We start from the raw sequence: 12,564 nt of genomic DNA, 5'->3' as shown, positions 1-12,564 counted from the left end.
TGTACGACTTCAACGACGACCCGGGCTCGGTCCTGCCCGCCGTGCGCGACCTGGCCGCCCGGGGCGTCCGGACCCTCTACATCCAGACCGCGCGCTACAACAGCCCTCAACCCTTCCTGTTCCCGCGTTCGAACGCGGCCGCCCTCGAGGAGGCGCACCGGCTCGGCATGAAGGTGGTCGCCTGGTACATCCCGGACTTCCAGGACGTCAACCGCGACGTCGCCTACACGCTGGCCGCGGTGGGGTACGTCTCCCCGAACGGACATCGCTTCGACGCCGTCGCTCCGGATATCGAGCGGATGGACGTCAAGGACCAGCACGAGCGCACGGCCCGGCTCAACGAGTACTCGCGCCGGGTGCGGGAGGGCTCGCCCCCCGGCTACCCCCTCGGTGCCATCGTGATCGCCTGGTCGTCGCCGTACTACCGCTCCGCCTGGTCCAGCTTCCCCTGGGCCGAGCTGCGCAAGCACTACGACCTGGTGATGCCGATGGCGTACTGGACCGGCCGGTCCGCTGACCCGCAGACCGCCCGGGCGATCACCGAGGAGAACGTGAGGGAGGCAGGTCGTCTCTCTGGGCTCCCGGTCCACGTGATCGGCGGCGTCGCGGACCGGGTCGACGTCGCGCAGGCGGTGGCGTACGTCGAGGCCGCGCTCGAGGGGGGGTCCATCGGCGGCGGCCTCTACGACTACATGACGCAGAAGGGCAAGCCGGAGCTCTGGGAGCCCCTGGGCCGGCTGAACCGCTAGCCGCTCACTCCTCGGCGCGGCCGCCGAGGTGCTCGGCCAGGAACCTCTCGACCGCGGCGTAGAACCTGAGCCGGTTCTCGGGCTTCGCGAACCCGTGCCCCTCGTCGGGGAAGACCATGTACTCGTGGTCGATGCCCTTCTCGCGTAGGGCTTCCACTATCTGGTCCGACTCCGACTTCTTCACGCGCGGGTCGTTGGCGCCCTGGGCGATGAGCATCGGGATCTTGATCTGGTCGACCTTGAAGAGGGGGGAGCGCGACCGGAGGAACTCCTCGTCCGTCTCCGGGTTGCCGACGCGCTCGTGGAACAGCTGGACGAGCGGGAGCCAGTACGGCGGGATCGTGTTGATGAAAGTGATCAGGTTGGACGGTCCGACGAGGTCCACCGCGCAGCAGAACAGGTCGGGCGTGAACGTCGCCCCGACGAGCGCGGCGTAGCCGCCGTAGGACCCACCGTAGATCGCCACCCGCCCCCGGTCGGCGATGCCCTGGTCGATCGCCCACTGCACGGCGTCGACGAGGTCGTCGTGCATCCTCCCGCCCCACTCGCGGTTGGCCGCGTTGACGAACTCCTTCCCGTACCCCACCGAGCCCCGGTAGTTGACCTGCAGGCATGCGTACCCGCGGTTGGCCAGCCACTGAGCCTCGGGGTGGTGGCCCCAGGTGTCGCGGGCCCACGGTCCTCCGTGCACGTTCAGCACCATGGGCAGGTTCTCGCGACCGGCCCCCGGCGGCAGGGTCAGGTAGCCATGGATCTGGAGTCCGTCGCGCGAGGTGAACGAGACCGGCTCCATGCGCGCTAGCGTGTACCTCTCGAGCTCCGGGCGGTGGCTGAACAGGAGCGTCCCCTGCTTGGTCTCCCGGTCCCAGGCGAAGTACCGGATCGGGCCGTCGTCGTTCGTGAAGGCGACGAGCCAGGTGCGGTCGGCGTTGTCCCGGCTCACGACCGAGAAGTCGCCGCGGTCGAGCTCACGGATCCCGTCGAAGTCCTCGCGGATCGACCCGTCCAGCACGAGGTGCTCCACCCGGTCCCGCAGGAACGAGACGGCCTGTACCTCGGTGGTGTCCGGGTGCACGAGGGCGCCCATCACGTCGGCCGTGGGGTCCGACGCGATCACCTCGATGGACCCGTCGTCCAGCGAGAGCCGGACGAGACGTGCCGTGTTGGCGTCGCGGGGGTCCTGCAGGTACAGGTGGCGTCCGTCCCGGGTGAACCCGACCGGACCGGCCGATAAGGCGTCCTCCGGTCCCCACGTGACGATCGGCTTCCACTCCTCGTCCTCGTCTTCGCGCACCAGGGCGACGAACCCCCCATCCGGGAGCGCGGCCATCGCCCCGCGAGCCCGCAGGTCGAGGTCGGGGACCCAGGCCACGATGTTGCCCGGGTTCGACGCGACCTTCTCCAGCTCGCCGGTGCTCAACGTCAGCCGGTACAGGTCGTGGAGCTGCTCGTTGTCCTTGTTGATCGCGAGCAGGATGGTGTCCGGCTGGTGCTTGCTGTCCGCCACGATGCGCACCTGCACCTTGTCGAAGGGGGTGAGGTCGCGCGTCTCCCCGGTCTCGAGGTGGACGGAGTAGAGGCGGTGGTTCTCGTCGCCCCCTCGGTCCTGTGGGTACACGATGTGCTGGTTGTCCTCCGCCCACCCGTAAGCGAGTACCCCGCGGTCCCGGTCGTTCGTCACCACCCGGTCGTCGCTCTGTCCGATGGTCCGCACCCAGACGTTGAGGACCCCCTCGTGCGGCGCGATGTAGGCCAGACGCGTCCCGTCCGGCGAGAGCCGAGGCTGGATGCGCGTCGGGTTGCCGAACAGCACCTCGCGCGGGATCAGCTCGACGTCGGTCTGCGTGCTCATCGCCCCTCCTGGCTCGTCCCCCTCGTGGACGTAGATCCTAGCCCCCCGCGCTCTGCCGTGACCCCGCCGCGCGTCCGTGCCATCCTTGTGGACATGGCCACGACGAAGCCGAAGACCTTCCCCCAGGCCCTCGCCTCGCTCCTGAGGTCGCGCAAGCTGAAGGTGCCCCCGGGGCTCGAGAGCGCGCCTCCCGAGGCGTACGCGAACCAGCCGCCGGAGGTCGTCGACCAGCTCACGAAGCTCCCCGACGACCGGCTGCTGGCCCAGGCCCAGCACGTGGCCGGGTACGCGAAGCGCCGGGAGGCGCGCGTGAAGGCGTCATGGGAGGGTTCGCCGCTCATCAAGGAGATGAAGCGGCGGAAGCTGAAGGTACCGGCGGCTCCCACGCGCGTGGTCGGCGCCGCGCTCTCCTACAAGAGGCCGTTGCGCGAGTGGTCGGACGCCGAGCTGGTCGAGGCGGCCAAGGAGTGGTCCAGACGCGGGAGGTGACCCGCCGCGCTAGCGCCGGGCGGTGGCGAACGCCGATGGGCGGCTCGCCCGGACCTCACCGACCAGCGTGTCCGCCATGTGCTCCAGCCTGAGGATGTCCTCGGGAGCCGGCGTGTCCCGGCCGTAGCGCAGCGAGACGAACAGGTCCCCGAAGGCGCGGAGGCGTTCCGGTTCGACCTCGGCCACCGTGCACGCTCGACGGCAGAAGGCGAGGGGCGTCTCGCTCGACCCCCGGGCGCACCCCTCCCGGGCGAGCGCTTCCTCCACACGCATCCAAGCGGACACGACCCGGTGGGTGGGGGTGTCCGCGGACCGCGTTCTCGTCCGCCGACGGAGCACGGTCAGGACGGAAGCCGCCGCGAGGACGAGGACCAGGACCACCGCGGCGGAGGCGAGGGCGCCGCCGAGCCGCTCCATCGCCCAGGCGAGCGCCCTCACCGGGAGCAGCCGGCGGGCGAAGGTCAGCAGGGGCTCGAGCATGAACCTCGTGTTCGTCGCGCGCGCCTCGGGCACCCCGAAGGTCGGGTCGTACGGGATCCAGCCGTACCCGGGGTACAGGACCTCCACCCACGCGTGGGCGTCCGAGTTACGGACCTCCCAGTAGCCGGTGAAGGGGTTGCGCTCACCCGCCCCGTACCCGGCCACGAGCCGGGTCGGGACCCCGGCTTCGCGCAGCAGCACGGCCATCGCGGTGGCGATCTGCTCGCAGAACCCCTCATGGCGTTCGAACAGGAACACCTCGAGCGGGTCGACGCCGGGCGGGTCGCGGGGTATGTCCAGCCGGTAGGCCTTCGTCCGCCTGAGCCACGACTCGACCGCCTCGGCCTTGTCATAGGTCGTGGGGGCGTCCGCCGTCAGCGTGCGGGCGAGGTGCGCCACCCGGGGCGAGAGCGAGTCCGGAGTCGTCAGGTACCTCGCCAGCGCAGGGTCCGATGTGTCCGGCGCCGCGGCCAGGCGGAGGTCGTCCGGTCCGGCGGTCGAGATGCGGCTGATGACCGAGTAGATCGTGTCCTCCTCCAACAGGAACGGGAGCCGGACCGAGGAGAACGGGTCCACCTCCACCGACGTGGAGGGGATGAACAGCTCCCGCGCCTCGGCCGCGTGGAAGACGAGGTTCGGGAGCGGACGCTCCACGTAGAAGGTCTGGACGAGCTCCCGCGTCGAGCCGTGGAACCGAGGACCCTCGCCGGGCGGCCTGGGCACGAGGATGGACCGGTCGAACCCGGACCGGGCGGTGACGGTCTCCTCCTCGCCCGTCGAGGACCAGTACCCGTCGTCGTAGCGGTCGTAGACCTGGCCCCGCCACAGCGCGGGCTCGGGCGCCCGGACCCGGAACACCATCTCCTCCGAGAGCCTTCCGCGGGTGCGCAGGTCCAGACCGTCCCCGTACCCGAAGTAGGCGTCGGGTGCGAAGCCGCCCCCTCGCGAAGCCTCCGGCTGCCCCTGCCGGCCCGGATTCACCACGCTCCCGGTGAAGCGGGAGATCGGCGTGTTGTTGGCGAGCTGCACCGGGAGGGTCGCCACCTGGATGCCCGGGAACCGCGGGAGGGCCACGAACGCCAGGCCGGTGAACGCCAGGACCACACCTGCCACCGCGGCGGCCGGGCGCAGGATGCTGCGTCCGGGGGGCCGCGCGCTCACTCGCGTGACCTCCACCGCCTCCTCCCGGCTCGGCTCCCCGAGGTCGGTCGCGGCGCTCGCCCTCTCGTGGAGCTGCGCCAGGTGACGGAGGGCGAGGGCGGCGGCGAAGGCCGCTCCGAAGGCGACCGCGTAGGGCAGGAATCCCGTCGAGATCGAGACCGACCCGGCGAGCGCCATCAACGAGACGCTCGACGCGAGCGAGAACCCCAGGTCGCGCCGGCGCGGGACGTCGAGGCTGTGCAGCACCTGCACCCACACGAACAGCTCGGCGAGCGGCATCCGCGTCTCATCGACGGAGATCGCTCCCTGCACGTCCGACAGGAAGTTCGCGAAGGCCGCGAACAGCCCGGCGGCGAGCCCTAGCTTCAGCAGGACGTTGCGGTGGCCCCGCCGCTTGTAGGAGAGGACGAACCCGCCGGGGACGGCGACCAGCGCGACGACGGCGCTCATGGTCGGGACGGCCTGCTGGCCCAGGGCGGCGCCTACCGAGACGACGACGGTCAGGCATACCGCGACGCGGAAGGGGATCGCGTCGGTGGGCGGGGTGGTCCGCCGCAGGCGCGCGATCAACGCAGCCACGGAGAGAGGTCCTCGGCCACCGGGATCACCTGGACGTCGTGTCCGGACGCGGAGAGGGTCGCTCCGAAGGACGCGGCCACACGCCGGGCTCCCTCCCTCCCGTCCGGGTCGACCAGCACCACGACCGAGGGGGACATCGCGGTCAGCCGGCTCACCGCGGCGGCGTTGCGCTCCTCGGCGGCGATCACGACGACGAGTGCGTCCCGCACGCCCCGGGCCAAGAGCTCCTCCACGCCGGGTCCCCCCGGCTGCAGCCGGGCTCCCCAGTCGTCGGCCACGGCGGGCGAGGTGGCGGAGACCGTCCCGGCCCCCGACCGCAGCTCGACCTCCCGCCCTCGCCCCAGCGCTGCGCGAGCGATCGAGCAGGCGACGGATGCGACGGCGTCGGCGGTGTCGGGGTCGTGGGGGGCGTCCACCACGATCGTCAGGTCTCCCCGGTCCTCCTCGGTGAACTCGCGGACGACGAGCTCGCCCCGGCGGGCGGTGGACCGCCAGTGCACGTGGCGGAGCTGGTCGCCGGACCGGTACTCCCGGACCCCCGAGATGTCGCCGGAGGGCGTCCGGACCGCGACCGCCGTCCTCCCGAGCGCGTCCGGGACCCGCGCCGGGAAGACGCGCGGGTGGACGACGGTGGTCGTGGCGACCTCTATGTCCTTCCACGCGACCGCGACGCCGAACGGGGCTCCGGTCGCCAGGCCGACCGGCCCCCCCGTGTAGACGCCCCGGCGGGCACCCGTGCGCCGGTCGGTGAACCGGCGTGCCTGGCCCGGGCGCAGGACGTCCACCACCGCCCAGCCCTCGCCACAGAAGGAGTCGCGCACGCCGACGAGGCCGCGCAGCCCGCGGGAGGCGTTGCGGACCGTCACCGAGACGGGGACGGCTTCCCCCGCCCGCGCGGTGGCCGGCGCCTCGCGCTCCACCACCACCCCACGCAGCGCCACGAACGGCAGCACCGCACCGGCCGCACAGATCCCGAGCAGCATCGCGGCGAGGACGAGCACCCACCCCGCCTGCACGTTCGTGCCGACGCCGAAGAGGATGACCGCGCCGCCGACCAGACCGAAGGCGATCTTCGTCGGCCGGACCCTCACGCGGAGGGTCCCAGCGCCACGGGGGCGGGGGTCCGGGCGAGGATCGTCTCGATGATGGCCTCGCCGGCGGTCCGCTCCGCGGAGCGGTCCGAGGTCAGCACCAACCGATGACCCAGCGCCGCGGGAGCCATGAGCTTCACGTCGTCCGGGAGGACGTAGTCGCGTCCGCGCAGCACCGCGTACGACTGAGCCGCCCGGGTGAGCGCGAGCGAACCACGCGGGGAAGCCCCCAGGGCGATCTCGGGGTGCTCGCGCGTCGCGCGCACGATGGCGAGCAGGTAGTCGAGCACGCTCTCCTCGACGTGGACGCTGCGGACGGCCTCCCGGTGCGCGGTCACATCGCTCGCCGACAGGACAGGCTCGAGCGTGTCGATCGGGTGGTGGTCCATCTGCGACACGATCACGCTGCGCTCGGCTCGGGCGTCCGGGTAGCCGAGCCCGATCGAGAGCCCGAACCGGTCGAGCTCGCCCTCCGGCAGCGGGAACGTGCCGTGGTGCTCCACCGGGTTGCGCGTGGCGACGACGTAGAAGGGCTCGGGGACCTCGTGCAGCACGCCGTCCACGGTGACCGACTGCTCCTCCATCACCTCCATCAGCGCGGACTGCGCCTTCGGGGTCGCCCGGTTGATCTCGTCCACGAGCACGACGTTGGCGAAGACGGGTCCCGGCACGAAGTGGAACGCCCCCGACGACTGCTCGTACACGGTCGACCCGGTGATGTCGCCGGGGAGCAGGTCCGCCGTCGCCTGCACCCGCTTGAACGTCCCGTCGATCGACCTGGCCACGGCCCGGGCGAGCATCGTCTTGCCCACGCCGGGGACGTCGTCGATCAGCAGGTGCAGGTCGGCGAAGAACGACACGGCGGCCAACTCGACCGCCGTGCGCTTGCCGGTGATGACCCGTTCGACGTTCTCGACCAGGCCCCGGATCGCGTCCGTGCTCGCTCTGAGGTCCAAGCTCCCAACCTCCCTATCGACCGGAAACGTCCTGCGCTGGAGGGGGGTTCCCATCGTCGGCGGGTCCGAGCCTGATGTGCAGGACCTCCGCCACCGGTCCGGACCACATCGCGCGGAGCTGCGCGTCGTCGCCGGGGAGGCATACGACGAGCGTCCCCCGCGACTCGACGATGACCCCGGGCCTCCCCCCAGCCGGGTTGGGGATCGGGGCCGCGCCGGCGGGGAGCTCGAGCTCCTGCCCTCCATGCTCGTCCGGCTCCGGCACCATCGGGAGCCCGGCCGCCATCCCGACCGCCTCGTGGACCGGTCCGTCTCCCACGACGACGAGGACGGACGGCGACCGGACGAGCGCCGCGGCCACCTCCCGGGACAGGACGGTGACCTCCGGCGGCAGGACGGTCAGGCGGGAGGCGGGGACCCCCGCGCCGGACAGCCTGGCGCAGAGCCAGGCCGCGTCCGGACCGCCGCCGCCCGCCAGGACCCGCTCGTCCACGACCACGAGCTCGGCCGCCGCCGGGCCAGCCGACTCGTCGCGTCCGTCACGTCCGAACACCCGTCCCACCGCGCGCACCTCCCTACGGTACCTACGATGTGGGATGGACCCCACCCGCTCGTTCGCCGAGCTCGACCCGGCGGGACCGCCGCGGCTCGTCTGGCTGCGGTCCCCAGCGGGAGACGGGACGACGGTCGCGCTGGCCGGGGCCTTCGACCCTCCCACGAACGCTCACCTGCAGGTGCTGGCTGCGGCCGCCCGGTGGACCGGTCTCCCGGGCTCGCTGCTGCTCACGAAGGTCCTCCTGGACAGGCCGCCCGATCTCCTGCTCCCCATGGAGGACAGGCTCCTCCTGCTGCAGGGGCTCGCCGACGACCACGATCTCGGTTTCGCGGTCTGCAACAGGGGGACGTACCTCGAGATGACTCGCGCCTCGGACCGGCCGATCGTGTTCGTGGTGGGCTCGGACAAGCTTCCCCGGCTCGAGGACCCTTCGTGGTATCCCGACGGGGAGGCGGGGGTCGAGGCGACGCGGCGCGAGGTCCGCCTCGTCGTCGTCCCACGACCCGGGCACCCGGTCCTCCGCGACGACGTCGCGGTGCTCGAACCCGGGGAGGTCTTCGACGACCCCGCGACCTCGTCGCTCTCGGCCACCGACGTCCGGACCCGCCTGCGGAGAGGGGAGGACGTGTCGAAGGACCTCCCTACGCGGGTGGGGGTTTGGCTGCGGGGATATAATCAGGACCCGAGTCGGCACAGGTGACCATGGACGAACCCTCCCTCTCCGAGCACGAACAGAGGATCCTGCAGGAGATCGAACGCAGCCTCGCGCAGGACGACCCTGATATCGAGCGGCGCCTGCGCAACGTCGACCCCCGCCGCGACCGCAGGCTCATGCGGCTTGGGTTCGTCGGCCTGATCGCCGGTTTGCTGATCATGGTCGGGTTCGTGGCCGCGAACCGGGTCCTGGGCGGGGCGGTCGGGTTCCTCGTCATGCTCGGGTCGACCGTCCTGATACTGACGGCCATGAAGCAGATGTCCGTCTCGTCGCCCGCGCGGGCGGCTCGTGGGGCTTGGCGCAAAGCGGAGGACCGCATGCGCCCACGGCGCAAGGACACCTGAACCGCGCCATGCCCTACGTCCCCACCCCGTCCGAGACCGTACGGCTTCGACACGCCATCGACGCCGCCTCCTTCCGCGAGGGCGAACGCATCGCCTGGCTGGCCGCGTTCGTCTCGCTCGTCGCGCTGGACGTCGTCCTCGGGCTCACGGGAGCGTCCTGGCCCGGCGTCGTCGGGTCCGTGTTCGGCTTCCTGATCCTGTACTGGCGGCTGCGCGGCGGACACCTCGCCCGCGAGGCGTCCGGTCCGGGATCGGAACTGTTCGGGCTCGGCCTCCGTACGCACGACCAGCGGGCCTTCACCGGGCTGATGCTCCGCCACGCGCTCACCGGTCGCAACCCGCTCGAGGCGCGGGTCGAGCACGACCCGTTCTCGGCCTGGCGCCGAGTGACGACCGGGGTCGCCGCCGACGAGAGCGGGGAGTCCTAGGCTCCCTGTCCCGCGAGACGGGCTAGCACCGTCGTCGCCGCCGAGCGCACCGACTCGGGGACGAGCGTCCGCGGGTCCCATAGCCCGGCCACGCGGCGCCACGCCGGGATCCGGGAGCCGAGCGCCTTCACCGCCGTGGGCAGCGAGCTCCATGCCTCGTCGGCCTCCTGCCGCGTGACGGGGTCGGGTGCGTACAGCGCCTGCACGGCTGTCGCCACGACCGTGCCCGTCTGCGGGCCGCCGCCCACCCGCCTCCAGAACTCCCAGGGGGTCTCCGTCCGGCCGGGACGGAGACCGAGATCGGCCGCCCGGTCGATCAGCTCGTCATAGGCCCCGAGCGCCCCCGCGGAACGCCTCCGGGTCCGCCGGATCGCCTTCGCCCCCGGGATGGCGCCGACGAGGGTCGCTCCCATCACCAGCTGCAGGATCGGGAGCCCGGGGCCCTGCGGGTCGGTCCCCCCGCCCGGGTCGGTGGGCGCGACGGTCGGTGTGGGCTCCGGGGTCGGCTCGCCCTCCGTCGGTTCAGCGGGCCGGGGGGTCGGCGTCGAGACGGGCTGCTCGAGCTCGCCGTCGGGCGAGTTCGGCATCCCGCGGCCCGGCGTCGGGTCGAAGGACACCCATCCTCGCCCGGGCACGTGCGCCTCCACCCACGCGTGGGCGTCGTCGGTCGTGACCAGGTACTCGCTCTCCCTCGCTGCGCCGGGGAGGAACCCCACCGCGACCCGCGCCGGGATGCCCAGCCCGCGCAGCATCAGCGTCATCGTCGCCGCGAACTGCTCGCAGTACCCGCGCTGCTCCTGCAGGAAGCGGTCCAGACGCGCTACGTCGTGGCCCCCCGGCACCTTCTCGTCGTAGGTGAAGCTGCGGAACCATTCCTCGAGCTCGACCGCCCGCTCGAAGACCGAGCCTCCTGTCCCGACCACCTGCTCGGCGGCGCGTCCGAACGCCTTCTCCACCTCGTCGGGTTTGTGGCGGGCCCCGGACGCCGAATCGTTCGCTGACCGGTCCGGAACGCGGGAGACGACCGAGTACTGCAGTCCGGGGACGGTCTCCGTGCTCAGCAGCAGGGTCGATGAGTCCTCGTCGATCTCATAGGCGACGGGCGAGTCCACCGCCTCGGCGGCGAACGCCGCCGGGAGCCATGGCGACAGCAGGGACGTGATCGAGTACCGCTGCTCGACCACCGGCCCGACCACGGGCGGCTGCGGACGGGGGACCGGTCCGTTCGGGACCGGGACCGGCCGCGCCTCGAGCACCCATTCGTCACCCTGGTAGGTGTCGAGCGCGGTGAGCCTCCAGTACGTCGCCGCGTTGGCGGTCACCCGCATCACCTCGAGCGGGGGGTCGATCTCGAGCTGCCGCCGGACGTCGCTGAGCGGCTTGATGATGACGAGGCGGGGCTGCAGCCCCCCCTGCAGGTCGATCAGCGGGTTGGTCGCCCCGAGGACCATCGGCGAGGCGAGCGCGATGAGCGACGCGACGGCCAGGGTGGGCAGCCCGATGTAGGCGGGCAGGGGTTTGCGTTCGCGTCCCCACGCGGCGATGCGGTGGCGGCCCTCGAGCAGGAAGAAGGCTATCGTCACGACCACCGCGGCGAACCCGTACGCCGTCCGGCCCGGACCGACCCCGACCTGACCCGCGTACCCGAGCATCATGAGCCCGGTGACGATGGCTCCGATCGGACGACCCACGACCACCCACGAGCCGCCGAGGTATCCGAGCAGGAGCCCGGCCACCCACAGCAGCACCATGAACCTCGTCTCGGGGACCACCGGCGCCGTCTCGTGGAGCATGCCCTGGACCCCCCGTCCCAAGAGGTCCCACGTATGCGCCAGCCCGGACGGGGTGGGGAGCCCGAGGGCGGTGGTCTCGCGCGCGAACAGCACCGGCAGCGTCGCCCACGTGACCACCACCAGTCCCGCGAAGGTGAGCCCGAGCGCCCGTCGTCCGAGCGTCACGGCGAGCCCTGCCCCGATGGCCAGGGCGGGGAGCGTCCACCACAGGTGCTCGTTCGTGGTGAAGGAGCGCCCGAAGCTCATCGCGGCGACCACGGCGAGCGCCGCGACCGCGACGAGAGAAGAGCGCGGAGACCCTACTTCATCGCGCCAGAGGGACATCTCTCACCTGCGCTCCCCAGGCCTGTCGGAGGGACTCGCCGGCCGCCAGTCGGACGATCGGGAGCCCGAGGGGGGATACCGCGGCCTCCTTGGCCGGGCGGCGTCCGCCCGCGAACGTGTCGGCCAGGATGTGCACTATCGCCCCGCCGGTGGCCGAGTGCGCGAACCTGGCGAGGGCGCCCATCTCCTGCTGCGACAGGCCCGGCGTGATGATCACGAGCGCCGCGCCGAGCAGCTGACGCGGAGGGACGTGCTCGAGCATCCCGACGACCGAGGGCCGAGTGCTCGGCTGCAGCAGGGCCAGCGCCTCCATCAGCTCCGGCTCCGTCACGCGCCTCGAGCGCACCAGCGGGCCGTCCGACGAGAAGACCCGGAGCCGGATCCGCTTCTCGAGCGCGAGGACCCCCACCGACGCGCACGCCGAGACGGCCGCCTCGATCGAGGCCTCCGCGCCCTCTCCGCGATGCTTCGACGCGCACGTGTCCACGATCACGATCGCCCGGGGCTCCCCGAGCAGCTCGTCCTGCCTGACCACGAGCTCGCCGAGCTTGGCCGAGGACGTCCAGTGGACGCGTCGGAGGTCGTCGCCGGTCTCGTACGGGCGGAGGCTGTAGAACTCGTCTCCCTGTCCGAGCCTGGGGGAGTGGCGGACCGCGCCCAGCCGCTGGACCCCCGTCGGGATGCCGCCCAGGTGCTCGTAGGACGGGTACACGATCAGCGGGGCCGTCCCCTCGAGCGGTTTCGTCCGAACGATGGCACCGAAGGGGTCGGTGTTCACGAGCTCGAGGGGACCGAGATCGTAGCGCCCGCGCAGCTTCGGCTTGAACACGTATGCGACGGACCGGGTGCGTCCGCCGGGGTCCACGGTCAGGCGGATGTCGTCGCCCAGGACGTCGGGCAGAGCCTCGTTCACGAGCAGGGGGGAGCTGCCGATGGACCCCTCGCTCGTGAGCGTCAGGTCCACCCTCACCTCCGTGCCCGCCGGCGCGCGCAGGGGGGAGACGCGGCGCTGGACCGTCACCGTCCCCCGCCGCAGCCAGATGGCGA

The 12,564-nt window shown here is 72.2% G+C and carries 12 protein-coding genes; 5 read left to right on the top strand and 7 right to left on the bottom strand.

The window, feature by feature from the left end; all coding sequences use genetic code 11:
• A partial coding sequence (locus tag VM840_10725) for a hypothetical protein (protein HVL82050.1) occupies window positions 1-749 on the top strand: 749 nt, incomplete at its 5' end.
• Between the two features lie 4 nt (window positions 750-753).
• On the opposite strand, the gene VM840_10720 is transcribed toward VM840_10725, so the two are convergent.
• A complete protein-coding gene (locus tag VM840_10720) occupies window positions 754-2,601 on the bottom strand; it encodes a S9 family peptidase (GenBank protein HVL82049.1) in 1,848 nt (615 codons plus the stop codon).
• A gap of 93 nt (window positions 2,602-2,694) precedes the next feature.
• Between VM840_10720 and VM840_10715 the strand changes: the two genes are divergently transcribed.
• A complete protein-coding gene (locus VM840_10715) occupies window positions 2,695-3,090 on the top strand; it encodes a hypothetical protein (GenBank protein ID HVL82048.1) in 396 nt (131 codons plus the stop codon).
• A 9-nt stretch (window positions 3,091-3,099) separates the two neighbouring features.
• Here VM840_10715 and VM840_10710 read toward each other — a convergent pair whose 3' ends face one another.
• The 4 genes from VM840_10710 to VM840_10695 are packed head-to-tail and all read right to left on the bottom strand — an operon-like array spanning window position 3,100 to window position 7,928.
• Complete coding sequence (locus VM840_10710) at window positions 3,100-5,310, bottom strand: transglutaminaseTgpA domain-containing protein (protein ID HVL82047.1); 2,211 nt, start codon at window positions 5,308-5,310, stop codon at window positions 3,100-3,102.
• Window positions 5,298-6,401 carry a DUF58 domain-containing protein gene (locus VM840_10705; protein ID HVL82046.1) on the bottom strand — a complete coding sequence of 368 codons (1,104 nt, stop codon included), beginning with the start codon at window positions 6,399-6,401 and terminating at the stop codon, window positions 5,298-5,300. Before VM840_10705 ends, VM840_10710 begins: the two co-directional genes overlap by 13 nt.
• Window positions 6,398-7,357, bottom strand: coding sequence for a MoxR family ATPase (locus VM840_10700; GenBank protein HVL82045.1), 960 nt, complete (start codon window positions 7,355-7,357; stop codon window positions 6,398-6,400). Before VM840_10700 ends, VM840_10705 begins: the two co-directional genes overlap by 4 nt.
• Window positions 7,358-7,370: 13 nt before the next feature.
• Window positions 7,371-7,928 (bottom strand): hypothetical protein, encoded by a 558-nt coding sequence (locus tag VM840_10695; protein ID HVL82044.1) that lies wholly within the window; start codon window positions 7,926-7,928, stop codon window positions 7,371-7,373.
• 25 nt (window positions 7,929-7,953) lie between these two features.
• Here VM840_10695 and VM840_10690 point away from each other — a divergent pair, with 25 nt between their 5' ends.
• From VM840_10690 to VM840_10680, 3 genes are read left to right on the top strand one after another with little or no spacing between them, the layout of a single operon-like run.
• Window positions 7,954-8,613 carry a hypothetical protein gene (locus VM840_10690; GenBank protein ID HVL82043.1) on the top strand — a complete coding sequence of 220 codons (660 nt, stop codon included), beginning with the start codon at window positions 7,954-7,956 and terminating at the stop codon, window positions 8,611-8,613.
• A gap of 2 nt (window positions 8,614-8,615) precedes the next feature.
• The gene (locus VM840_10685; protein ID HVL82042.1) at window positions 8,616-8,972 is read left to right on the top strand and encodes a DUF3040 domain-containing protein; all 357 of its coding nucleotides are present in this window, start codon (window positions 8,616-8,618) and stop codon (window positions 8,970-8,972) included.
• A gap of 8 nt (window positions 8,973-8,980) precedes the next feature.
• On the top strand, window positions 8,981-9,400 hold the full coding sequence (locus VM840_10680; GenBank protein ID HVL82041.1) for a hypothetical protein: 420 nt from the start codon (window positions 8,981-8,983) through the stop codon (window positions 9,398-9,400).
• On the opposite strand, the gene VM840_10675 is transcribed toward VM840_10680, so the two are convergent.
• Entirely contained in the window at window positions 9,397-11,517 is a 2,121-nt protein-coding gene (locus VM840_10675) for a DUF3488 and transglutaminase-like domain-containing protein (GenBank protein ID HVL82040.1), read from the bottom strand. The two genes, VM840_10680 and VM840_10675, sit on opposite strands and share 4 nt — an antisense overlap.
• The coding region (locus VM840_10670) for a DUF58 domain-containing protein (protein ID HVL82039.1) at window positions 11,498-12,564 on the bottom strand (1,067 nt) is incomplete at its 5' end. The genes VM840_10670 and VM840_10675, both read right to left, overlap by 20 nt.

The organism is Actinomycetota bacterium, assembly GCA_035540895.1.
Taxonomy (GTDB): domain Bacteria; phylum Actinomycetota; class JAICYB01; order JAICYB01; family JAICYB01; genus DATLFR01.
This window is presented reverse-complemented; position numbering and strand designations above follow the sequence as displayed.